General features: G+C 63.5%; 23 protein-coding genes and 1 tRNA gene. 15 read left to right on the forward strand and 9 right to left on the reverse strand.

Going from position 1 to position 23,516, the window contains the following annotated elements; genetic code table 11:
• Nucleotides 1-48 precede the first annotated feature (48 nt).
• Together ACVIJ6_RS27540 and ACVIJ6_RS27545 are read right to left on the reverse strand one after the other, a co-directional pair.
• Complete coding sequence (locus ACVIJ6_RS27540; protein ID WP_456775287.1) at nt 49-1,056, reverse strand: Bug family tripartite tricarboxylate transporter substrate binding protein; 1,008 nt, start codon at nt 1,054-1,056, stop codon at nt 49-51.
• 157 nt (nt 1,057-1,213) lie between these two features.
• Nucleotides 1,214-1,687: an outer membrane protein assembly factor BamE gene (locus tag ACVIJ6_RS27545; protein ID WP_041750809.1), complete on the reverse strand. Its 474-nt coding sequence runs from the start codon at nt 1,685-1,687 to the stop codon at nt 1,214-1,216.
• 117 nt (nt 1,688-1,804) lie between these two features.
• Between ACVIJ6_RS27545 and ACVIJ6_RS27550 the strand changes: the two genes are divergently transcribed.
• From ACVIJ6_RS27550 to ACVIJ6_RS27620, 15 genes are all read left to right on the forward strand, one after another.
• The gene (locus tag ACVIJ6_RS27550) at nt 1,805-2,341 is read left to right on the forward strand and encodes a ubiquinol-cytochrome C chaperone family protein (RefSeq protein ID WP_456775288.1); all 537 of its coding nucleotides are present in this window, start codon (nt 1,805-1,807) and stop codon (nt 2,339-2,341) included.
• Between the two features lie 5 nt (nt 2,342-2,346).
• Nucleotides 2,347-2,967: a YceD family protein gene (locus ACVIJ6_RS27555; RefSeq protein ID WP_456775289.1), complete on the forward strand. Its 621-nt coding sequence runs from the start codon at nt 2,347-2,349 to the stop codon at nt 2,965-2,967.
• A 360-nt stretch (nt 2,968-3,327) separates the two neighbouring features.
• Nucleotides 3,328-4,389, forward strand: a complete 1,062-nt coding sequence (gene plsX / locus ACVIJ6_RS27560; RefSeq protein ID WP_456775290.1) for a phosphate acyltransferase PlsX — start codon at nt 3,328-3,330, stop codon at nt 4,387-4,389.
• Entirely contained in the window at nt 4,386-5,360 is a 975-nt protein-coding gene (locus ACVIJ6_RS27565; RefSeq protein WP_456775291.1) for a beta-ketoacyl-ACP synthase III, read from the forward strand. Before plsX ends, ACVIJ6_RS27565 begins: the two co-directional genes overlap by 4 nt.
• A gap of 133 nt (nt 5,361-5,493) precedes the next feature.
• Nucleotides 5,494-5,853 carry an integration host factor subunit alpha gene (locus tag ACVIJ6_RS27570; RefSeq protein WP_456775292.1) on the forward strand — a complete coding sequence of 120 codons (360 nt, stop codon included), beginning with the start codon at nt 5,494-5,496 and terminating at the stop codon, nt 5,851-5,853.
• Nucleotides 5,854-5,951: 98 nt separating this feature from the next.
• The gene (locus ACVIJ6_RS27575; RefSeq protein WP_456775293.1) at nt 5,952-6,515 is read left to right on the forward strand and encodes a MerR family transcriptional regulator; all 564 of its coding nucleotides are present in this window, start codon (nt 5,952-5,954) and stop codon (nt 6,513-6,515) included.
• Nucleotides 6,516-6,613: 98 nt separating this feature from the next.
• Nucleotides 6,614-6,691, forward strand: a tRNA-Pro gene (locus ACVIJ6_RS27580).
• An 828-nt stretch (nt 6,692-7,519) separates the two neighbouring features.
• The gene (locus tag ACVIJ6_RS27585) at nt 7,520-7,681 is read left to right on the forward strand and encodes a hypothetical protein (RefSeq protein WP_456777183.1); all 162 of its coding nucleotides are present in this window, start codon (nt 7,520-7,522) and stop codon (nt 7,679-7,681) included.
• A gap of 52 nt (nt 7,682-7,733) precedes the next feature.
• Complete coding sequence (locus tag ACVIJ6_RS27590) at nt 7,734-8,081, forward strand: hypothetical protein (protein ID WP_456775294.1); 348 nt, start codon at nt 7,734-7,736, stop codon at nt 8,079-8,081.
• Nucleotides 8,082-8,261: 180 nt separating this feature from the next.
• Nucleotides 8,262-8,726, forward strand: a complete 465-nt coding sequence (locus ACVIJ6_RS27595; RefSeq protein WP_456775295.1) for a hypothetical protein — start codon at nt 8,262-8,264, stop codon at nt 8,724-8,726.
• A gap of 32 nt (nt 8,727-8,758) precedes the next feature.
• A protein-coding gene (locus tag ACVIJ6_RS27600) for an IS3 family transposase (protein ID WP_456775296.1) occupies nt 8,759-9,942 on the forward strand; the annotation gives its coding sequence in 2 pieces (ribosomal slippage) (nt 8,759-9,011 and nt 9,011-9,942; 1,185 coding nt in all).
• A gap of 57 nt (nt 9,943-9,999) precedes the next feature.
• Nucleotides 10,000-11,099 (forward strand): IS3 family transposase gene (locus ACVIJ6_RS27605; protein WP_456771799.1). Its coding sequence is split into 2 segments (ribosomal slippage): nt 10,000-10,252 and nt 10,252-11,099, totalling 1,101 coding nucleotides; the frame shifts between segments, so codons are not numbered across the junction.
• Nucleotides 11,100-12,421: 1,322 nt separating this feature from the next.
• Entirely contained in the window at nt 12,422-12,724 is a 303-nt protein-coding gene (locus ACVIJ6_RS27610; protein ID WP_456775297.1) for a hypothetical protein, read from the forward strand.
• Nucleotides 12,725-12,900: 176 nt separating this feature from the next.
• Complete coding sequence (locus ACVIJ6_RS27615) at nt 12,901-13,080, forward strand: hypothetical protein (protein ID WP_456775298.1); 180 nt, start codon at nt 12,901-12,903, stop codon at nt 13,078-13,080.
• A 71-nt stretch (nt 13,081-13,151) separates the two neighbouring features.
• On the forward strand, nt 13,152-14,027 hold the full coding sequence (locus ACVIJ6_RS27620) for a class I SAM-dependent methyltransferase (protein WP_456775299.1): 876 nt from the start codon (nt 13,152-13,154) through the stop codon (nt 14,025-14,027).
• Nucleotides 14,028-14,525: 498 nt separating this feature from the next.
• On the opposite strand, the gene ACVIJ6_RS27625 is transcribed toward ACVIJ6_RS27620, so the two are convergent.
• From ACVIJ6_RS27625 to ACVIJ6_RS27655, 7 genes are all read right to left on the reverse strand, one after another.
• A complete protein-coding gene (locus ACVIJ6_RS27625) occupies nt 14,526-16,085 on the reverse strand; it encodes an oleate hydratase (protein ID WP_456777093.1) in 1,560 nt (519 codons plus the stop codon).
• Between the two features lie 112 nt (nt 16,086-16,197).
• The gene (locus ACVIJ6_RS27630; protein ID WP_456777094.1) at nt 16,198-17,760 is read right to left on the reverse strand and encodes an oleate hydratase; all 1,563 of its coding nucleotides are present in this window, start codon (nt 17,758-17,760) and stop codon (nt 16,198-16,200) included.
• 342 nt (nt 17,761-18,102) lie between these two features.
• The gene (locus ACVIJ6_RS27635; protein WP_456777095.1) at nt 18,103-19,578 is read right to left on the reverse strand and encodes an ABC transporter ATP-binding protein; all 1,476 of its coding nucleotides are present in this window, start codon (nt 19,576-19,578) and stop codon (nt 18,103-18,105) included.
• 50 nt (nt 19,579-19,628) lie between these two features.
• Complete coding sequence (biuH, locus tag ACVIJ6_RS27640) at nt 19,629-20,312, reverse strand: biuret amidohydrolase (protein ID WP_456775300.1); 684 nt, start codon at nt 20,310-20,312, stop codon at nt 19,629-19,631.
• 14 nt (nt 20,313-20,326) lie between these two features.
• Entirely contained in the window at nt 20,327-21,253 is a 927-nt protein-coding gene (locus tag ACVIJ6_RS27645) for an ABC transporter permease (protein WP_456775301.1), read from the reverse strand.
• Between the two features lie 3 nt (nt 21,254-21,256).
• The gene (locus ACVIJ6_RS27650; protein ID WP_456775302.1) at nt 21,257-22,366 is read right to left on the reverse strand and encodes an ABC transporter permease; all 1,110 of its coding nucleotides are present in this window, start codon (nt 22,364-22,366) and stop codon (nt 21,257-21,259) included.
• The gene (locus ACVIJ6_RS27655) at nt 22,363-23,472 is read right to left on the reverse strand and encodes a BMP family ABC transporter substrate-binding protein (RefSeq protein WP_456775303.1); all 1,110 of its coding nucleotides are present in this window, start codon (nt 23,470-23,472) and stop codon (nt 22,363-22,365) included. Before ACVIJ6_RS27655 ends, ACVIJ6_RS27650 begins: the two co-directional genes overlap by 4 nt.
• Between the last annotated feature and the right edge of the window lie 44 nt (nt 23,473-23,516).

Raw genomic sequence — 23,516 nt, forward strand, 5'->3', positions numbered from 1 at the left:
CTCGGATCCCATTTTGGGACGCCTGTGGAGGAGGGGCGTCCGGCACGATCACTGCACATCCATCTGCAGGCCCTCCTTCTGGATGATCGACGCAAATTTCGTGGTCTCCGCCTGGACGAAGTCGGCGAATTGCTGCGGCGTACCGTAGTCGGCCCGGGCGCCCATGCCGGCAATGCTCTTGCGGATGTCCTCACGCTCCAGCACCGCCTTGACCTGCAGGTTCAGCGCATTGACGATCTCCGGCGGGCAGGCCTTGGGCAGGAACACCCCGAACCAGGACGACACGTCGAACTTGGCGAGCTCCGGCGCGGTCTCGCGCATGGTCGGCAGGTCGGGCGCGTTGGCGCTGCGCTCGGACGTGGTCACGCACAGGCCAATGAGCTTGCCGTCCTGAATCTGCTGCAACGACGGAAACAGATTGTCGAACAGGATCTGGATGTCGCCTGCAAGCGCGGCCTGCAGCGCAGGGCCGGCGCCGCGGAACGGGATGTGGGTCATCTTCAATCCCGTGAGCTGCAGAAACCAGGCACCGGTCAGATGCGGGCTCTGGCCGACTCCGGAGGAGCCGTAGTTGAGTTTGTCCGGATTGGCCTTGAGATAGGTGATCAGCTCCGGGATGGATTTCAGGCCGGTCGAGGGATGCGCCGAGACGATGTTGGGGATGCGGATCATGTTGGAGACCGCCTGCAGCTGATCCGGCTTGTAGGCGAGATTGCGGAAGATCGAATAGGCGATCGCGTTCGGGCCGGGATTGCCGATCAGCACCGTGGTGCCGTCGCCCTTGGTGCTGCGGGCCACCTCGGCCGTGCCGATCGTGCCGCCGCCGCCAGAGCGGTTCTCGACCACGGCCGATTGTCCCCACGTCGTCTGCAGATGCGCCGCGAGCAGCCGACCCATCACGTCGGTGCTGCCGCCCGGCGCTGCGGGCACGATCAGCCTGACGGTCTCGCTCGGGCGCCAGTCGGCGAGACTGCTCCGCGGCAAGATGGCGGCGGTCGACAGCGCGGCGGCCCCGGACAACAGCTTGCGGCGCGACAGCGCGATGCGATGAGCCACTGATTCCTCCCTGCTTTTGTTTTGCAGCAGGGTAGGGAAGGTTGCAGCGCCAGAGCAAGCGGCTGGATTGCGGCCGACCTGCGCCAATCAGCGCAGTCGGCGGCGACTTGCCGTGGCCCGGAACATCATATTCCGGGCGGCGGCGATCAGGCCTGGATCAGTTGAAGCTGAGCAGCTTGAACAGCGGCGTCAGATAGCTGAGCTCCTGCCCGGAGGTCGGCGTGGTGCGGCTGACGAAGTCGAAGATCTTGCCGTCCTTCATACCGTAATTGGCGAGCCGGCGGACCTGGCGGTTCTTGTCGAAATAGACCGCGACGACACGCTGATCGACCACCTTCTGGTTCATGAAGGCGACCGGACGTTCGGCGCGTTGCGAGATGTAGTAGAACACCTCGCCGTCCAGCGTCGCGACCGTCGACGGCGTGCCCATCACGATCAGGACCTGGTCCTGGCTCGCCCCGATCGGAATCTGCTCGAGAGCACCGGGCGGCATGATGTAGCCCTTCTGGAACTGCTCTCCCGTACAGGCGCCGAGCGCCAGGCAGGTCAGCGCGATCGCACCAAAGGTGCGCAGACGGGTGCTCAGGCCGCGGGTGAGCGTGCGGGCAGTCGTTCGCATTGTCTGGGTCATCTTCTTGAGATCGGATCCCGTCCCCTTGCGTCGGGCAGGGCGTTGACGTACCGGGCAAACTTGCGGATTGCAACATGCCCCCGAACCGGGTCAGGGAAACTCAGGCGCGGAACCATCATGCTCTGGCCATTCAACCATCTCAGGAAAACCCGACCGTCCCCGCGCGGGACCATCGAGCCGATCTATGGCATGATCGTGGCACAAACCCGAGAACCGTTGTTTTATAGGCACTTAAATGTCCCTGATACGGTCGACGGGCGGTTTGATCTGCTGATTTTCCACCTCTGGCTGGTGCTGCGCCGGCTGCGCGGGGTCGGGACGGAACTCTCCCAGGCCCTGTTCGACCGCTTCTGCGATGACATGGACGACAATCTGCGCGAGATGGGAGTGGGCGATCTCGCCGTGCCCAAGCGCATGCAGAAGTTCGGCGAGGCGTTCTATGGCCGCACGGCGGCCTATGATCTCGCCTGGTCGGAGAGCGAGGCGCGGCTGGCGGAAGCGCTGCAGAAGAATATCTTGAACGGCGAGCATCCGAATGGTGCGGCAGGGCTGGCATCCTATGCAAGCCGGGTCATGGCGACCCTGGCCGCCCTGGACGACGCCGTCTTGTTCCGGGCGGCCTGGACCTTTCCGCCGCCGCTACGGCAGGATTAGCAAATATGAGCAACAGAGACAGAGACGCCTCGGGTGAGACCGCGCGAGACCCCGCGAAAGACCGGTCGAAGGACCCGGTGAAGGATGCGTTGAAAAGTCCGTGGCGCACCGCTCCGGTGATTGTGGCGCAGATCCCGGACGCCGGCCTGCATCGGGAGATCGAGGCTGACCCCGCGGCCCGGGCTGCGCTGGCTGTGGCTGCGGATTTGCGCGAGGTGATCTCGGCGCAGGCCTCGTTCGACGTGGTCCAGAAGCGCGACGGGAAAGTGCATGTCGAGGGCCGCGTGCGCGCCCGGATCGGGCAGACCTGCGTCGTTACCCTTGATCCGATCGAGACCGAGATCGACGAGCCGATCGACCAGATGTTCGCCCCGCCGGACCAGATTCCGGAGCTGGCCGAACTCGTCGAGGACGATCCCAACAGCGAGGTCGAGACCGCGGATCCGCCGGAGCCGATCGTGGGCGGCCAGATCGATCTCGGCCGGCTCGCCGCGGACGCGCTGTTTCTCGGGATCGATCCCTATCCGCGCAAGCCGGGAGCGGTTTTCGAGCAGCCCACCGAGGCCGTCGACACCAAGGATCATCCGTTTGCGGCGCTGAAGGCGCTCAAACCCGGCGGGGAATAGGCGGCGTGCCACGCCCGCTCCGGTACGTCCGGCGAGGATTGATAAACTCTGCGGATCGCGCGCTGGGCTCGATCCTCGCGCCAGGAGTCTTGAAATTCAAGTAAATCGTTGTTGTCGAAGGATAATTTCCTTCTTTTCTGGAGTCGTATGGCAACGGCGGTTGTAAAATGGGGACCGGGCAGGAGGTTGTGTCGACACGGAGAGACGCTATTGTCGCGCCGGGTCGGGGTGCGACGAAAGGGCTCGGACGGCCGCTGGCCGGTCGATGGGCCGCGCAGTGCTTCTGAGCGATCGCCAAACAGGGCCGTGGACGACACGGCCAAGACGAGATCAGGTTCGAGATCAGGTTTCCGGGACGTCATGCCTCAAAAGGTTCGAATCGCGCTGGACGCCATGGGCGGGGATGTCGGCGCGGCCGTCGTGATTCCCGGTGCCGCGATCGCGCTGAGCCGCCATCCCGACGCGGAGTTTCTGCTGTTCGGCGACAGCGCCCGGATCACGCCGGAGCTCGACCAGCACCCACGGCTGAAAGCCGTGTCGCGTGTGATCCACACCGACGTGGCCGTCAGCATGGAGGACAAGCCGAGCCAGGCGCTGCGGCGGGGCCGCAAGACCTCGTCGATGTGGCTGGCGCTCGAGGCGGTGAAGAAGGGCGAGGCCGATGTCGCGGTGTCCGCCGGCAATACCGGCGCGCTGGTGGCGATGGCGCGGTTCTGCCTGCGCATGCTCGATGGCATCGACCGTCCCGCTCTGGCGGCCATCTGGCCGACGCGGCGGGCGAAATGCGTCGTCCTCGATCTCGGCGCGACCATCGGCGGCGATGCGCACCATCTGGTGGCGCTGGCGGCGATGGGCGGCGCGCTGGCCAGCGTGCTGTTCGAGAAGCCGCGCCCGACAGTAGGCCTGCTCAATATCGGCGTCGAGGAAATCAAGGGACATCAGGAGATCCGCGAGGCCGGTGAAATGCTGCGCAGCATGAACCTGCCGCAACTGGATTATATCGGCTTCGTCGAGGGCGACGGTATCGGCAAAGGCGAGGCCGATGTGATCGTCACCGAGGGCTTCAGCGGCAATATTGCGCTCAAGGCCGCCGAAGGCGCGGTGCGGCAGATGATGGATCTGCTGCGCAGCGCCATCAAGGCGAGCTGGCTGGCGCAGATCGGCTATCTGCTGGCGCGCGGCGCCTTCCGCGTGCTGCGGGAGAAGATCGATCCGAAGAACTACAATGGAAGCGTGGTGCTGGGACTGAACGGCATCGTGGTCAAGAGTCACGGCGGCTCCGATGCCGAGGGCTTTGCGCGCGCCGTTGATGTTGGCTATGAGATGGCCCGCTTCGATCTCCTGACCAAGATCAATCAAACACTCAATCGCGAGGGCGGCGCGCTGGCGCCCGCACCCGTCGCCCAGGAGGCTGTCTCGTGACAATACGTTCGGTCGTGCTCGGCTGTGGTTCCTATCTTCCGCAGCGGGTCGTGACCAATGCCGAGCTGGCAAGCCGCATCGAGACATCCGACGACTGGATCGTGCAGCGGACCGGCATTCGTGAGCGCCACGTCGCCGCTGAGGGCGAATTCACCTCGCATCTTGCCATCAACGCCGCCCGCGCGGCGCTCGCTGCCGCCGATGTCGATCCGCAATCGATTGACCTGATCGTACTGGGCACCTCGACGCCGGACAACACCTTTCCGGCGACCGCGGTCGCCGTGCAGAACGGGCTCGGCATCCATCACGGTGCGGCGTTCGACTTGCAGGCGGTGTGCTCGGGCTTCGTCTATGCGCTGGCGACGGCCGACAATTTTCTCCGCAGCGGCTCGTTCAAGCGGGCGCTGGTGATCGGCGCCGAGACGTTTTCGCGCATCCTCGACTGGAATGATCGCACCACCTGCGTGCTGTTCGGCGACGGCGCCGGCGCGCTGGTGCTGGACGCCCAGCGGCAGGACGGCACCTCAGCCGATCGCGGCGTCCTGACCACGCATCTGCGCTCCGACGGCCGCCACAAGGCCAAGCTCTATGTCGATGGCGGGCCATCCTCGACGCAGACCGTCGGTCACCTGCGCATGGAAGGCCGCGAGGTGTTCAAGCATGCGGTCGGCATGATCACCGACGTGATCGTCGACGCTTTCGAGGCGACCGGGCTGTCGGCGGAAACCATCGACTGGTTCGTGCCGCACCAGGCCAATAAGCGAATCATCGACGCCTCGGCGCACAAGCTGCACATCGCGCCGGAGAAGGTGGTGCTGACGGTCGACCGGCATGGAAATACCTCCGCTGCCTCGATTCCGCTGGCGCTCGACGTTGCCGTCAAGGACGGCCGCATCAAAAAGGGCGATGTGGTGCTGCTGGAGGCGATGGGCGGCGGTTTCACCTGGGGCTCGGCGCTGGTCCGCTGGTAGGCGGACGTCAGAGCGCTGGACGGCAGCGAAAAGGCGCGAATCGCACCCTTCCAGCTTCACGCTGCTGTTGACCACCGCGGCTTAACCTCTTAATTTCCGAAGCGAATTATTCGCCGAGAGTTTGGGGCAGGCGATGACGGGAACCGGAAAAACAGTCACACGCGTTGATCTCTGCGAGGCAGTCTACCAGAAGGTGGGTCTGTCGCGGACGGAGTCGTCCGCCTTCGTCGAGCTCGTCTTGAAGGAGATCACCGATTGCCTCGAGCGTGGCGAGACGGTGAAGCTGTCGTCGTTTGGCTCCTTCATGGTGCGCAAAAAGGGGCAGCGGATCGGGCGCAATCCGAAGACCGGCACGGAAGTGCCGATCTCGCCGCGCCGTGTCATGGTGTTCAAGCCGTCGGCAATCCTCAAGCAGCGCATCAACGGCCAGCAGGCCTCCGGCAAGATGAACGGCGAGGCCAGCCACGAGCAGCTGAGCGCCGAGCCCGAATAGCGCGCTTGGCGGCGGCTAGGCTGCGTTGCCGGGCGCGGTCGCCGCGCCGCATGCGTTCAGCGTAGTCTCCTCATCTCGTCAGCACGGGGAACGGGCATTTGGACAAGGCGCCGGACGCGTTTCGGACCATCAGCGAGGTCGCCCAGGAGCTCGACATCCCGCAGCACGTGCTGCGCTTCTGGGAAACCCGGTTCGCCCAGATCAAGCCGATGAAGCGGAGCGGCGGCCGGCGCTATTACCGGCCCGACGACGTCGACCTGCTGAAGGGCATCCGCCGCCTGCTGTACGGCGAAGGCTACACCATCAAGGGCGTGCAGCGGATCCTCAAGGAGCACGGCGTCAAGTCGGTCCAGGGGCTTGCCGACAGCTCCGCGGCGGTCTCGTTCGGCGCGCTCGAGGAGACGCTCGGCCAGGCCCTCATGGAGGAAGAGCCGATCGAGGAGGCCGAGGTCGCCTCGGAGGACGAGGAAGAGGAGGCCTCCGACGAAGAAGGCATCGATTTCCGCTTCGTCGACACCGAGGACGACATCCTCGACACGTTCCGGGTCGGGCCGCCGCAGCGGGCCGGGATGAGGTCGGAAGAGCGTGAAAAGCTCGAAGGCGTGCTCAAGGAGCTGGTCGACTGCCGCGCGCTGCTCGACCGCGCGATGAAGGACGTCTGAGGACGCTCTGGGGGGGCGCGGACGGGGCCTGATCATCCCACGAAACCCGCCCGCCGTGCCTTGCATCGCGCCCCGATCACGGCTACAGGAACGGCCATCGGAGCGTGGCGCAGCCCGGTTAGCGCACTAGTCTGGGGGACTAGGGGTCGTGGGTTCGAATCCCGCCGCTCCGACCATTTTTCATCTGAAAAATCAATCGTATGGACAACTGGCCTCGGTTTCCAACCGAGGCAGTTTGCATTCAGTTTTCAGTTTTTGTGCCTGGGACGTTCCGCGGCAGGTGCCGAGCTTGGGTGCTTGTCTCGGTGCTCTTCGGGCTCAGCGATAGCGTTCGTAACCCCAAGGCCGCTGCGCGCGATGTACGCGGCGATGATTCGCTGTGCGCGCTCGATGGACCAGCCGAGAATGGATGCAATTTCCATCGCCGTGTCGCGGGCCTCTTGCAAGGCGTATTGCCGCCGTGCCGCGAGGATCGTGAAAATTCGGCTCGCCCGCCCCGATCTTGTGCGCGCCCTCCCGCCAGCATTCGTTGAAATAGCACTTGGTAAAAATTTACCGCCGGATGGCCTGCGCCCAAAATCCAATCCTCTGCGAGCGTTGGCTCTCGCCGAGCAAGTGGGCCCGACCGGGAGTTCAAGTGCGAGCAACAACACCGCACAACGTCCCAAGTCCCGAGGGCCGACACACGGCTTGCATCTAGCGAAGCGGCAAAGGTGACGTGACAGGGTGGAGAGACACCCAAACCATTTGCGCGAGGCGCCCCAATGTCGATTGCTGATCTCAAGGTAAGGATGGCTTACGTCCCCGGCATCGAGATCCTAACGATGGGCGTCGAGGCCGGCCGGGGGGAGCGTATCCCTGGGTGTGGTGTAACTCGGTAGAGCAAAGCCGTCCGCCCGCGCGCTCCCCAATTGCGCCGTAGGGGTGGACGGCTTTGCGGTGGTCATCGGCGATTGCCCGGTAGGGCCGGGTCGCTGACACCAACCTGATTCGAGGAACCACCGATGACCGACGAGATGATGAACCTTCGCGCGCTCGTGGAGAAGGCTCCAGACGCCGATCTTCTGCGCAAGATGATCCGCTTTGCTGCCCAGCGGTTGATGGAGGTCGCCGGACTGAGGCGCAACGCCAACTCGAGTTGCAGAAGGTGCAGCACGAGGCCCTGACGCAAGCGTTGGTGGCACCTCCTCGCACTCGTGAGGGCCTAGAATGGCAGTGATGAACAAGTTCGACCAGGTTCGTCTTGGACTTGGCGAGTGGCGTGGCGCTCTCCAGGCCACGGTCATTGCCGCGAACGATATGGTGCTGGAGGCCGCGGCCGGTGCGGTCGTCGTGCTTCCGCCATCGCCCCCGGAGCTTGTCCGCACTGGCGACGACTACGAGTTCAAGCTTGGCGGTGTCAGTCACTTCCGGCTCAAGTTGGAGCGAGCCAAGCAGATTGCGCGGATCATGCCGAAAGCGCTGCCGCCGATTGATCTTCGGATGGCACCGAAGTTCGAGTCGATAGGAAAGCCGTCCACCGCTGTAGGCATTCCGCTGGTTAGTTGTGACGCGGCTGCTCGGTAATCAGACCGCATGCCCCTCCGATGCGGTCCGCCAAAGCGGCAAGCGAGCGGCGAGAGATGGAGGCAGCTCTCTTCCTCGCTGACTAGACGATGGTCTGGCCCTAAAATGGCTGCTTAAAAAATTGACAACCTGAGATCGCGGTTGTTAGTTTAATAAATTGAGTATGCCTGGGGGCGGGTCATGTGTAGGCCAATCGCGGTCGTCTTTGGCGCGTTTGCGGCGTTGAGCGGCTGTGCGATCGTTCCCGATGTGCCACCTGATTATGCCCTGCCAGTTCAGGAGATTCTTCAGCACACTTCGTGCGAGCTTCAGCGGGCATTCAACGCGATAGCAAGTGAATCGGCCTATAAAAGGTTTCAACCAGATCGCTGGCTAGTAACGATTGCTCTGACGCCAAAGGTTGATACCGACGCAAATGCGGCCGGCGGGTTCACGCGGAAAAATCCGTGGATTGGGAGTCCAACAAGGTTTGTAAATTGGAACGTTAGCGGACCCGGCCTTCAGCTCAATCTAAAGGGCTCGAAGACGAGCGGTATCAATTTCACCTTTAAGTCGAACGAGCTGATGGTCGATGAGACTCTGGTTTGCCCAGCGTCGCTATCAGCACATGCGTTGACCTTGCCCCTCGGGCTTGATCCAGTTTGAAGTTCGTTCTGGCCCGCAATGAGGACCAGAGCATGAAGCGCAGCCGCTTTACGGAAGAGCAGATCATCGGGATTTTGAAGGAGCACGAGGCTGGCGTTCCGGTCGCCGATCTGTGCCGCAAGCATGGCGTGAGCGACGCCAGCATTTACAAGTGGAAAGCCAAGTTCGGCGGAATGGACGTCTCGGAGGCCAAGCGGCTGAAGACGCTGGAGGACGAGAACACACGGCTGAAGCGGCTGCTGGCGGACGCGATGCTGGACAATGCAGCCTTGAAGGACTTGCTGGGAAAGAAGTGGTGACGCCCGCGGCCAAGCGGAAAGCTGTCGCACATCTCGTAGGCGTTCACGGGATGAGCGAACGGCGGGCGTGTAAAGCCATCGGCTGTTGCCGCATGACGGTCAAATATCAGACGAGCCGGGTCGATGATGCCGGGCTGCGGCAGCGCATGAGGGCGATCGCCCACGAGCGCCGCCGCTTCGGCTATCGTCGCCTGCACGTCCTGCTCAAGCGGGAGGGCTACCTGGTCAACCACAAGAAGCTGTTCCGGCTGTACCGGGAGGAACGGCTCACGGTGCGCCGCAGAGGTGGCCGCAAGCGCGCTATCGGGACGCGAGCGCCGATGACGGTGCCAGTGCTCCCGAATGATCGCTGGTCGCTCGACTTCGTGTCGGATCAGATGACCGATGGCCGGCGCTTCCGCATCCTGACCGTGGTCGACGACTGCACCCGCGAGTGCCTGGCGCTGGTGGCCGACACCTCACTCTCGGGCGCCCGGGTCGCTCGGGAGCTGGACCGGCTGGTCGCCGAGCGCGGCAAGCCCAAAATGGTGGTGAGCGACAACGGCAGCGAACTCACGAGCAATGCCATCCTGACATGGACCGATCAGAGCCGTGTCGCATGGCACTACATCGCGCCGGGCAAGCCCATGCAGAACGCCTTTATCGAGAGCTTCAACGGCCGCCTGCGGGATGAACTGCTGAATGAGACCCTGTTCACCTCGCTCGCCCAGGCCCGCGTCGTGCTCCGATGTTGGCGGACCGACTATAACAACGCTCGGCCGCACTCCCAGCTCGGATGGAAGACGCCATCCGAGTTCGCCGCCACCTGCAATCCGCGTCGGGATCTGGCGCTGCGCTATGTCGAGAGCTCCGCGCCAGCTCCCGCCGCTACGACCGCCCGAATGGGCACATCCAATGACGTGCCCCCGCCAAATTAGGCCAGTTTGAACTGGAATTTTCCACTTATGATCCCACCCGGGACAGAGGAGAGTTCCATGAAGGCATCGAAGTTTTCGGAGGCTCAGATCGCATTTGTTCTGAAGCAGGCTGAGGACGGTACGGCGGTTGCGGAGGTTTGCCGCAAGGCCGGGATCAGCCAGGCGACGTATTTCAATTGGAAGAAGAAGTATGCCGGTCTGATGCCATCGGAGATGAAGCGGCTGCGCCAACTCGAGGAGGAGAACGCCAAGCTCAAGCGGATCGTTGCGGACTTGTCGCTCGACAAGGCCATGCTGCAGGATGTGCTCTCAAAAAAGCTCTGAAGCCTGGCCGCAAGCGGGAGCTTGTCGACAAGGTGCGGAGCGACTGGAAGGTCTCGATCAGGCGGGCCTGTTCGACGCTTCGGATCGATCGCGCACTGTACGTCTACAAGTCGAAGCGCGGCGACCAGGCCGCCCTTAAAAATCGGATCAAGGACGTCTGCCAGACGCGGGTGAGATACGGATATCGCCGGGTCCATGTCCTGCTGCAACGTGACGGTTGGGCCGTCAACGTTAAGCGCGTCTATCGTCTCTACAGGGAATTAGGCCTGCAATTGCGCAATAAAACGCCGAGACGTCGCGTCAAGGCCAAGCTGCGCGAGGATCGTACCGACGCATCTCAGATCAATGAGACTTGGGCGATGGATTTCGTTCACGATCAGCTCGCTACCGGCCGCAAGATCCGGGTTCTTACGATCGTCGATACCTTCAGTCGCTTCTCACCAGCCGTCGATCCGCGCTTCAGCTATCGAGGCGAGGATGTCGTGCTGACTTTGGAACGCGTCTGCAAGGCCGTCGGCTACCCCAAGACTATTCGCGTCGATCAGGGGTCGGAGTTCATCTCCCGCGATCTCGACATCTGGGCTTACCAGAAGAATGTCATTCTCGACTTCTCCAGGCCAGGCAAGCCGACCGACAACAGCTTCATCGAATCCTTCAATGGCAAGTTCCGAAACGAGTGCCTGAACACGCACTGGTTCCTGAGCCTTGACGATGCCCGGCAGAAAATGGAGGATTGGCGTAGAGACTACAATGAGGTCCGGCCACATAGCGCGATCGGCAACAAGGCGCCGATTTCGCTGTTGAATGGCTCATCGGCGCCCCCGCCGGCATGAGCCTAACCCCGGAAAATTCCAGCCTCAGTTGGCCTAGTTTCGGGGAGCACTTCACCAACCGCCCGAACGAACTCAGGCCTGGATAAAACTTGGGGGCAAGGTCAGCGTTAGCCCAGCATCTCGGAGTTGGTGAATGGCTGATGAGGACAGCGCTCGCTATGAGCGTGGCCTCATCTGCCGGGATTGATAAGCCGACGTTCAACACGGAGATTACCATCAAATTCAACGGAAACGGATCTTACACTTACACGTTTCCGCCTGGGACAAACCTGGCAACTTTTGGCGGTAGCTACACTCTTGATGAACAGCTGAATATTAGCATGGCGCCTATCGCGCCTAAGGAAAAGCTCGTTGTCACTTCATTGCCGCTTGGGCAGCCATTTCACGGATCAGGCAGACGTGTAGTTTCGGAATCTGAGGTGCAGGCGGCGCAGACACGACTAGATTTGCAGGGTATAGAAACAGCAATCCGAAAGCTACAGCAACCAGTTCAGTAGCGTGGGCAGAAAGATGAAGTGGATTTTGTACCTTATGTTATTTTCTTCTCCAGCGCAAAACGTAACTGATTCAGATGATCAGAAGTGTTTGGCTCTGAACGATATCAGCCGGATCGAGAGGATCGAGGAGTGCCGTCCACACTATGAGGGAAGTCGCGTATGGTCGCTGCAAGGTACCTCGCAGACAGAGTTTGTGCTCTTCGAAAGCTGCCTTCGAATGTATGACCAGCTACTAGCTTCGTCGAATGTGGCGTCTACGATGGCGGTGCGATCTTGGTGTATTTGCGAGTCGGAGGGGGTTGGAAAGTGTCCGACCCAGGCCGATTTGATTAAGGCCGCAACCGAGATCCGGAGGTGCGAACGGGAGGATACGCCCAGCTGTCAAAGCTCGAACACCAAATCTATCCAAAGTTTCGTGGCCAAGAGCGGATTGAACTCATCGACATTTCGGCTCTATCCGCCCCTGTCGGCCAAGGAGCGTGCTAAGGCTGCGCAAGACGACATCAAAGCAAAGAACGGACTTCAATAGACAAAGGGGCCTTCGGTTGCATTTTGTTGCGACTTGAGCGGCACTGGTTCTGTTGAGGATATGCTTCGCAGAGGCCCAACGAGGACAAAGATTGAGGGAGATTGCGGCTGCGAAGAAGGGCGAGCAGAACTCCTTTGTCCAAAGAATTTGCGTGCGCGGGCGCTTCTTGCGCATCTGCCGGTAGACCCGGCATGAAATCTCAAGAAGCCCAAGACACATGACTGATGAGACAACGTTCGGGGGCTGGCTCTCTCCGGAAGACCCCTGCTTTTTTCGAATCGGGCGGGGAGAGTGGCATGCCGGCAGAGGCTGGCTCCACGAGTACCGCGGCGAGTGACGACGACGCCCCAAACGGTGATAATCCAGCGGAGACCAGCACCAAGTCGCAGGAGAAGAAGACCGACACCAGCGCAGCTGAGAAGCTCGACGCGATCGCGCGCGGGCAGGCGGCGAACAAGAGCCTCAACAATACCAATACCGGCGGCTCGACCGGCGACGCCCCCATGGCGCCGGAACGGCTGCTGTCGATGCCGAGGGATGAGTTCGAGATATGGGTGGAGAAGCACCCCGCCAAGGCAAAGCGGTTGATGGGCGGCTGATCCGCCCACTAGGATGAACTGAAGGCATCGCGCGAGCCTCGATCGCGAGTTCCGGCGGCGTCCCGTCACAGCGCCAGCCCTCACCGAGGGCAGAATTTCGGTGATGCGCTCGACCGCAGCGTCACGTGGCCCACTCCCATAGCCCAAAATCTGAAGAATTCTCGGAGAAATCGCGAATGTCTGTGACGCAGTATGCCGTCAACAATCCCCTCAGCAACAAGCTGTGGGCCAAGAAACTCAACGTCGAGGCGCTGAAGGAGACCTATTCGGGAACGTACGTGAGTGTGCTCGCGCGCGGTAGCCCGCAAACCCCTCTCGCTTGGGGGGACCTTTTCAACGCAGCCCGCGGCACCTAAAATCCCGCGCCTGCGGCGGATGATGACCTGCGCCGCGCTGGTTGTTTCTTCAGTCATACTGAGATTCTCGCATGGACGCCGCTGTCGCCGACATCTCCTTTGGCCATTTCGAAAATGCCGAGCAGATCGCCTTCTGGAATGGCGCGGGGGGCGAGCGCTGGGTGGCGCGACGGGCGGAGCTCGATGCCATGCTGGCGCCGGTGCAGGCGGCGCTGTTGGAGCGGGCTGCGATCCAGGCTGGCGAGCGGGTGCTCGACATCGGCTGCGGCTGCGGCGCGATCCTGATCGCTGCGGCCGAGCAGGTCGGCCCCGGCGGCACTGTGCTCGGGCTCGACGTCTCCGCCGCGATGCTCACCTGCGCCCATGAGCTCGCGCCGGCCGACGCGCCGGTCAGCTTCGTCCAGGGCGATGCGATGGTGCACCACTTCAAGGCCGCGAGCGCCGACCTGGTGCTGTCGCGGCTCGGCGTCATGTACTTCGCCGACCCCGTGCGCGCCATTCTCAACATTCGCAATGCGCTGCGGTCGGAGGGCCGGGTCGCGTTCGCCTGCTGGGGCGAGCTGCGCGACAATCCCTGGGCGCTGGAGCCGCTGCAGGCGGCCTATGACCACGTGCCAAAGCTGCCGGGGCTGCGGCCGCATGCGCCGGATGACTTTGCCTTCGGGTCCGCCGAATGGGTCGAGCGCGTGATGACCGACGCCGGCCTACGCCGTATCCGGCTGGAGCGGTGCGATCTCGGCCTGGATCTGGCGGCTGGCGGCGGCCTCGACAGCGCGGTGCAGACGGCGCTTGCGATCGGGCCCGCCGGCCGGGCCATCGCCGGACAGTCGCCCGATACCACCGAGGCGGCGATCGTTGCCGTGAGGAAGGCGCTCGCCCGCTACGCCAGGGGGCAGAGCGTCAGCGTGCCGTCCTCGTTCTGGATCGTGACGGCCGTCGATCCCTGAAGGATGTGCCGGGGCAGCGGCCTGTTAGTCACGTCGCTGTGCATTGGAACTCTCATCGATAGCGGAACCGCGTCCGAGGCATCGTTGTTCACGGATCAACATGCGTGAACGCGACGATCCTCCACATTGAACCTTTGTGCGCTCGCGCTCACAAACCTGATGTTCGGCTCAAGGCTGAGTCGGTTTTCAGGAAATTTTAACCGGTCGCCGGGGTTGATCCCGGTGTCAGTATTGTCGGGAGGCGCGTATGGTCCTCAAGGCTTTGAAGGTCTCGTTATCGGTTGTTGCTGCTGCGAGCTCGGTGGCATCGTTGTTTGCGGTGAGCTGGGTTGGTCTGGCCTTGCTTGGCTACTGATCAATTCACGCAATGATGCACTCATGCGGTGACGCGCTCACGCAATGATGCACACAGGCGCGCTGCGCCTCGCGAGAAGCGCTGAATGCGCCCGGATCATCATGATCCGGGCGCATTTGTTTTCAGCCGGCGGGCGGGTCAGCTCAGGCGAACGCCTTCTCCACCGTCTCGATCAGCACGCGGAACGACTTGTCGTGGCGCGTGATCGGCGGCACGGCCCGGGTGATGCCGAGCAGCTGATAGACCGCCATCTGGGCCGCGCGCACCGAATATTCCACCGTGAACACGACGTCGTCCGGGATCTCGACGAACTGGCTGACGAAAGCGAGGTTCTTGGAGTTGGCCGGCACCGGCAGCGGACGATCCGTCGTGTTGCGCGGCATGAACATGCTGGTGATGTAGGGCAGGCGGCAGGGCACGCAGGTCGCGTTCTCGAACACCGAGAGGTCGAAGTTGAGGTGGCCGCACAGCTCCTTGAGGATATCGGCGCCGCCGCAATCGGCCATGGCCTTGGGCACGAAATTGCCGATGCGGTCCGGATGCAGCCCATAGCCCCAGAACACCTGCACGTCTTGGGGCTGATCGGCGAAATGCGGCTGATGATACAGCACGACCGACATCAGCCAGTTGGACTCAGTGAAGGTGACGAGCCCGCCGGTGCCGGCAGCATTGCCGCTGAACGCCTCCATCGCGTCGAAGAAGCGCGGATTGCGGCAGGTGACCGTGAATGATTCCCAGCAGGATTCCGGGATCGATGCGTTGAACGCCGCGGGATTGCCGAACTCCGGACGGCCCTTGGCGATCTTCTCCCAGAGCGCCCAGCCCTGGCTGTCCTGCTTGGTCAGCCGCGGCGGCGGCGCATCCTGGGTGCCGAGGCTGGTCGCATCGGTCATCGAGCCGTTCTGGAAGAACACGAGATCATCGGCCGACAGCGCGATCGTGTCCGGCTGGCCGGCGCGATCGAGCACCAGCCGTGTCACGACATGTTTGCCGCCCTCGCTGGCGATCTCCATGTCGGTGACATCGACGCCGCCGACGAAATTGACGCCGTGGCCCTCCAGCCACTTCATCAGCGGCACCACGATCGCATCATATTGATTGAAGGCGGTACGCTTGACTCCCCCAAGCGTCTCGATGCGCGGAAACTCGTTCATGAAGCGATGCAGATAGCGCTTGAGCTCGACGGCGCTATGCCAAGTCTGGAACGCGAAGGTCGTCTGCCACATGAACCAGAAATTGGTGGTGAAGAATGATGGCGACAGCCAGTCGGTGATGCGGGAATTGCCGAGCTTCTCCTCGGACGCTTCGGTCAGCCTGACAAGCTCGAGCCGGTCCTGCATCGAGAAGCCCATGGTCGAGACATCGACCTTGTGCCGGTTGCGATCGACCAGCCGCGCCTGCGAGTGCGCGACATGCGCCTTGTTGAAGGCAATGGTCTCGTCGCGCACGGTCCTTCCGGGGTCGCTGGTGCCGGGGATGGTCGAGAGCAGGTCCCAGGTGCATTCATAGTGATCGGTGGTCAGCATGCGGCCGCCGCGCAGCGAATAGGAGCCGTCGGGCAGACGCGCGCCGTCGAGGCTGCCGCCATAGGGCAGGTGCTTCTCGAAGATCGAGATATCGCTGCCGGCGACGCCGCCGTCACGAATGAGGAATGCCGCGCCGGCCAATGCGCCGATGCCGCTGCCGATGAAATAGGCCTTCATGATCATTACCCGGATCGTTGTTACCGCGACGGGAATACCGGCGAGGTTCCGGGGCGGAACTGATCCAGGTCAACATTGAAGGTATCGGGTGATCACGATCTCGCGCGGTTCGTCATGCAAACGATTTCGCCACGGATTGCAGCAGCACCTTCAGCGACTTGTCATACGGGGTGACCGGCGGAATCGCCCGGTCGATGTTCACGAGCTGATAGACGGCATGCATGGCCGCGCGTACCGAATATTCAATCGTGAACACCGCATCCTCCGGAAGCTCGACATACTGGCCGATGAAAGCGAGGTTCTTGGAGGTGAGCGGCACCGGCAACGGCCGGTCGCCATAGCTGCGTGGCATGAACATGCTCATGATGTAGGGCATCCAGCACGGCACGCAGCTGGCGTTCTCGAACACCGCGAGCGGCAGGCGCAGATGTCCGCACAGCTCCTTCAGGATCTCGGCACCGCTGCACTCCGACATCGGCTTGGGCACGAAATTGCCGACGCGGTCGGGAAACAGGCCATAGCCCCAGAAGATCTGGACGTCCGCGGGCTGGTCCGGGAAATAGGGCTGCGTGTACAGCACGATCGACATGCGCCAATGCGAGTCGGTGAAGGTCACGAGCCCGCCGGTGCCCGCGACATTCCCGCTGAAATTCTGCATTGCCGCGAAGAAGCGCGGATTGCGGCAGGTCACCGTGAACGATTCGAAGCTGGATTGCGGAATACAGGTGTTGAAGACGGCGGGCCGGCCGAATTCGGGGCGGCCGGCGGCGAGCGTCTCCCACAAGGTCCAGCCATGGCTGTCGGCCTTGGTGAGCTGCTTCGGCGGGCTGTCATGGCTGCCGAGGCTGGTCGCGTCGGTCATCGACCCGGCTGTGTAGAACACCAGATCGTCGCCGGCGAGATCGATGCTGCGGCGCGCGCCAGCCTGGGCCAGGACGAGGCGCGTGGCGCGGTGCATGCCCTCGGCCGTGGCGATCTCGATGTCCTCGACATCGGCGCCGCCGACGAAGTTGACGCCGTGGCCCTCGAGCCAGCGCACCAGCGGCAGCACGATCGAGTCATACTGGTTGTAGACCGACCGTTTGACGCCGCCGAGCGTATTCATCATCGGGAATTCGTTCATGAAGCGGCGCAGATAGCGCCGGAACTCGATCGCGCTGTGCCAGGTCTGGAACGCAAACGTCGTCTGCCACATGTACCAGAAATTGGTCGTGAAGAACGGCGGCGACAGCCAGTCCGAGATCAGCGAGTTGCCGAGCTTGTCTTCGGAGGTCTCGGTGAGCCGGGTCAGCTCGATGCGGTCCTGCATCGAGAAGCCCATCGTCGACACGTCGACCTTGTGCCGGTTGCCGTCGACCAGCCGCGCCTGCGCGTGGGTGACGTGAAGCTCGTTGAAGGCTGTGGTCTCCTGGAGAATGTTCTCCTTCGGATCCGTGTAGCTCGGGATCGTCGACAGCAGATCCCAGGTGCATTCGTATTGTTCGGTCGTGAGCATGCGGCCTCCGCGCATCGAGTAGGAGCCGTCCGGTAGCCGCGCGGCATCCAGGCTGCCGCCATAGGGCAGGCGCTTCTCGAAGATGGTGATGTTCTGTCCGGGGACGCCGCCGTCCCGGACCATGAATGCTGCGCCTGAAAGTGAGCCGATGCCGCCGCCGATGAAATAGGCCTTCATGATGTCGACCTGTCGATTTAAGGGTTCGATGAAAAGTATGAAAAATGCCGGCAGGCCCGGCGAATCACTGGCCGAGCGAAAACATGCCGTTGGTCATGTTACCGCGGCGGGACGAAATAGTCGTCAACACGTTGAGGTCGTTTGTCAGGGGGGGCGGCTCAATGTCCCGCCATCCAGCGTGTTTGGTCTCTCCACGTCATTGCGAGCGCAGCGAAGCAATCCAGGGCTCGGGTGGGACTCTGGATTGCTTCGCTGCGCTCGCAATGATGCGGTGAGAGTGATGGACGTCAGGAGCAGCGCGGCAGTTTGCTGGTTTCCTAGTCCCGAAACGCATCGATACTCGCCTCAATGCCCCGCCATATGCCTGCCGATCTCGGTGAGGTCGGCCTCGCCCGCCCGCGTCTCGTAGACCAGCTGGCCGTGGAACATCACCACCAGGCGGTCGGACAGTTCGAGCAGCTCGTCGAGATCCTCGCTCACCAGCAGCACGGCGGCGCCGCGGTTGCGCGCGGCCATGATCTCGGCGTGGATCTGCGCCACTGCCGCGAAGTCGAGGCCGAAGCAGGGATTGGCGGCGATCAGCACCTCGACGTCATGGCCGAGCTCGCGCGCCAGCACGGCGCGCTGCACGTTGCCGCCTGACAGCGCCGAGATCGGCGTGTCCGGCGTGCGGGTCTTGATCTTGTAGCGGCCGATCTTGGCGGTGGCGTCCTGGCGGAACGCCGATCTGTTGATCCACCAGCCGCCGCGGGCGAACGGGGCGCGGTCGAATTCGCGCAGTGCGATGTTGTCGGCGACGCTCATGCCGCCGACGCAGGCGTTCTTCAGCGGCTCCTCGGGAAGCAGCGACATCTTGTGGCGGCGCATCTCCTCGCGGCTGGCCGAATAGGCTTCGCCGGACACCCTGATCGTGCCGCTTTCCGCCTCGCGCTGGCCGGAGAGCACCTCGACAAGCTGGCGCTGGCCGTTGCCGGAGACGCCGGCGATGCCGACGATCTCGCCGGCGCGGACCGTCAATGACAGGTCATGCACGGCGAGGCCGCCGGCGTCGTCGCGTGCGACGAGCCCGTCCACCTCGAGCCGGATGGTGCCGGTCTCGCCGGTGCGCGCCGGCTGCACGGTGAGCTGCTCGGCGCCGATCATCATCCGCGCCATGTCATCCGGCGTGAGCTCAGAGACCTTGCCGCGGCCGGCGAGCTTGCCGCGCCGGAGGATCGTGACCTCGTCGGCGAACGCCATCACCTCGCGGAACTTGTGCGTGATCATCAGGATGGTCAGCTCGCCGGCCTCGACCATCTTGCGCAGCATGGCCAGCACCTCGTCGGCCTCGCCGGGCGTCAGCACCGAGGTCGGTTCGTCCAGGATCAGGAACCGGCGCTTCAGATAGAGCTGCTTGAGGATCTCGCATTTCTGCCGCTCGCCGGCGGAGATGTCCGAGACCTTGGCGTCGAGCGGCACGCGGAATGGCATGCGCGCCAGGAACGCCTCCAGCTGCTGTTTCTCCTTGGCCCAGTTGACTACCGCCGGCACGTCGTCGCGCGCCAGCACCAGGTTCTCCGCGACGGTCATCGCCGGCACCAGCGTAAAGTGCTGATAGACCATGCCGAGGCCGAGCGCATGGGCGTCCCTGGGATTGTTGATGGCGCGCTCGCGCTCGGCGATCAGCACGTCGCCCTCTGTCGGGCGGTAGTAGCCCATGATGCATTTGACGAGCGTCGACTTTCCCGCCCCGTTCTCACCGAGCAGCGCGTGGAACGAGCCGGGCCGCACCTTCAGCTCGACATTGTCGAGCGCGGTGAACGCGCCGAACCGCATCGTCATCGCGATGGCCTCGACGCCGAACGCGGTTGATGGCGTCGGATCCTCGCCGATCACGACAGCGCCTCGATGACAGCGGAGGAGGTCGCGACCGCGCCGAACACGCCGCCCTGCATCTTGATCATCTTCAGCGCGTGGTCGTGATTGCCCTTGTCGGTGGCGCCGCAGCAGTCCGACAGCAGCACGCATTCGAAGCCGCGATCATTGGCCTCGCGCATCGTGGTGTGCACGCAGACATCGGTGGTGATGCCGGTGAGCACGATGTTCTGGATGCCCTTGAGGCGCAGGATCAGCTCCAGATCGGTGGCGCAGAACGAGCCTTTGCCGGGCTTGTCGATGATGATCTCGCCGGGCAGGGGCGCGAGCTCCGGGATGATCTCCCAGCCAGGCTCGCCGCGCACCAGGATGCGGCCGCACGGGCCGGGATCGCCGATGCCGGCGCCGATCTGCTGCGAGCGCCAGCGCTTGTTGGCGGGCAGGTCGGAGAGGTCGGTGCGGTGGCCCTCGCGGGTGTGGATGATGCAGAAGTCCTGCGCGCGCATCACGGCGAGGAGCGTCTTGATCGGCTCGATCGGGGCGCGGGTCAGAGAGAGATCATAGCCCATCTTGTCGACATAGCCGCCGACACCGCAGAAATCGGTCTGCATGTCGATCACGATCAGCGCGGTGTTCTCGGGGCGCAGGTCGCCATTGTAGGGCCAGGCATAGGGCTCGGAGCGGATGGTGCGCGCGGTCATTGCGGACCTCTGAACTAACGAGTGATGGACAATTCCGCCGGCGCGCCGCTGAGTGTGCGCTTCGGCGAGCAGGTGATGATCATGATGAGCAGCGTCAGGATGTAGGGCGCGGCGTTGAACAGATGATAGCCGGAGGTGACGCCGACCGATTGCAGCGCCGGTCCCAGCGCGGCCGCGCCCCCGAAGGCGAGCGAGGCCCACAGGCACAGCATCGGGTCCCAGCGCGCGAAGATCACCAGCGCGACCGCGGTGATGCCCTGACCGGAGGACAGGCCCTCGTTCCAGCTTCCGGGATAGAACAGCGACAGGAACGAGCCGCCGATGCCGGCGAGGAAGCCGCCGGCCATCGTGGCGCGCAGCCGGATCATCAGCACCGAATGGCCCATCGCGCGCGCCGCATCTGCGCTCTCGCCGGCCGTGCGGATGAGAAGGCCCCAGCGCGTCGTCTTGAACGCCCAGAATAAAACCGGCGCGAGCACGACGCCGATGAGAAACAGCACGTTGATGCGCAGCGCGGCGCGGACCTGCGACACGTCGCTCCACCAGCCGAAATCGATCGCCGGCAGCCGTGCCGCGGTCGGCTCGATCAGCGGCTTGCCGAGGAAGAACGCCAGCCCGGTGCCGAACAGCATCAGCGAGATGCCGACCGCGACGTCGTTGACCCGCGGCAGCGAGCAGATGCCGGCATGCAGCGCGCCTAACAGTGCGCCGGTCAGTCCGGCGGCGAGCACGCCGAGCCATGGCGAGCCCGAGAGATAGGAGATGCCGTAGGCGCTCATCGCACCCATCACCAGGGTGCCCTCGAGGCCGAGATTGATGCGGCCCGCGCGCTCGGTGATGCATTCGCCGAGACTCACAAACAGGAACGGCGTGGAGACGCGGATGGCGCCGCCGAGCACCGCGAGCGGCACGGTCCAGAGTCCGATATTGCCGTCAGCCATGTCTCACGACTTTCCCTTCAGGAATCCGATCCGGCCGTAGAGCGCGTCGCTCGCCAGCACCGAGATGAAGATGATGCCCTGCAGCACCAGCACCGAGGCATCGGGCAGGCCGAGCCGGCGCTGCAACAGGCCGCCTGACGCGTTGATGCCGCCGAGCAGGATCGCGACCGGGATGATGGCGAGGGGATTCTGCCGGGCGAGAAACGCGACGAGAATGCCGGTGAAGCCGTAGCCGACCGCCAGATTGGCGTTGGTTCGGCCCTGCACGGCGGCGACCTCGACCATGCCGGCGAGACCGGCACAGGCGCCGGCAAGGAAGCACACGGTCAGGATCAATCTGCCGACGGAGAGGCCGACGATCTTGGCGGCGCGGATGTTGCCGCCGGCGACCCGCGCGGCGAAGCCGAAGGTCGTATGATAGATCAGCACATAGGCCGCGACCGCCACGATCAGGCCGAACACCAGGCCCCAATGCACGTCGGTGCCGGGGATGCTGCCGATCATGTTGGCGGCGCCGATCTCCCGCGTCGACGGCTTGTTGAGGCTGGCCGGATCGCGCATCGCGCCTTCGACGAGATGGTTGAGGATCGCGAGCGCGATATAGACCAGCAGCAGGCTGGAAATGGTTTCGTTGACGCCGCGATACTGGCGCAGGGCCCCTGACAGCAGGATCCACAATCCGCCGCCGGCCATGCCGGCGATCACCATCGCGATCTGCACGAGGAGCGGCGGCAGGCCCTGCAGCGCCAGCGCCGCAGAGGTCGCCGAGAGCGCACCGATCAGGAGCGCGCCTTCGCCGCCGATGATCACCATACCCAATTGCGCGGGCAAAGCGGTGCACAACGCGGTGAGGATCAGGGGGGCGGCGCGCGTCAGCGTATTCTGCCAGGAGAACCAGGTGCCGAACGCACCGTAATACATGTACCAATAGAGGTCGAGTGGGTTCTTGCCGAACAGTGCGACAAAGGTGCCGAACAGGACGAGCGCGGCGACAAGTGCCGCGCCCGGAATCAGGATGTACTCGATTTCAGTGCCCCAGCGCTGCAGGAAGCCTGCATCGGCGGCCGGCGCGATGGCGGCCGCATCAACCGGATCGGCCGCCTCCGTGGTCATGACGTCGCTCCGATCACGCCCTCGACCAGATAGTCCATCTTCTCCAGCTCCGGATCCTTCTGGCCGCGCTCGGTGCCGGCGGTGATCACGGTGTTGCCCTTGTTGTCCTTGATCGGGCCCTTGAAGATCGTGTAGCCGTCGCCGAGGAACTTGGCCTTGATCTCGTCGGCATGCTTGCGCGCCTGCTCCGACACCGCCTCGCCATAGGGCGACACCTTCACCAGCTCTTCCTTGAGGCCGCCGCGGTAGAAGTTCGGGATGCTCTCGCCGGCCTGCAGCATCTTGACGAATTTCGGATACAGCGCCTCCCAGTTCCATTCGGCGCCGGTGAGATAGGCCTTGGGCGCCAGCGGCGACTGGTTGACGTGATAGCCGGTGACGAAGGCGCCGCGGCGCGCCGCGTTCTCGACCATCGTCTTCGGACCGTCGACATGGCAGGTCAGGACGTCCACGCCCTGGTCGATCAGGCTGTTGGTGGCCTCGGCCTCCTTGACCGGCATCGACCAGTCGCCGGTGAAGATCACCTGCGTGGTCGCCTTGGGATTGGCGAGCTGCGCGCCGAGCGTGAAGGCGTTGATGTTGCGCAGGACCTGCGGAATCGGCTTGGCGGCGACGAAGCCGAGCTTGCCGCTCTTGCTCGTATAGCCCGCGACGATGCCGGCGATGTATTGCGCCTCATCGATATAGCCGAAATAGGAGCCGGCGTTCTTCGGGTCCTTTTCGCTCCACAGGCCACCGCAATGCTCGAAGCGCAGCTTCGGATACTTGGTGGCCATCTTGATCATGTGTGGATTGTAGTAGCCGAACGAGGTCGGGAAGAGCAGCGTCGCGCCGTCGAGATTGATCATCGACTCGATCGTCTTCTCGACCGCGTCGGTCTCCGGTACCTTCTCCTCTTCGATCACCTTCAGCCCGGGCAGCTTCTTCAGCGCCGCGGCACCTTGCGCATGCGCCTGGTTGTAGCCGTAGTCGTCGCGCGAGCCGACATAGATGAACCCGATTGTCGTCTCGGCGGCGAAGGCCGGCCGTAGGCCCGCGGCTGCGCCGAGCGTCAGCGCCGCGCCACCCTGCAACAGATGCCGTCGTGAAATCCTGCCAAAGTCCATTGCTGTGCTCCCCTCGGCGAGCCCCGGGCCCGCGCATCTCGGCT

This window comes from Bradyrhizobium sp. USDA 4369, assembly GCF_054056435.1.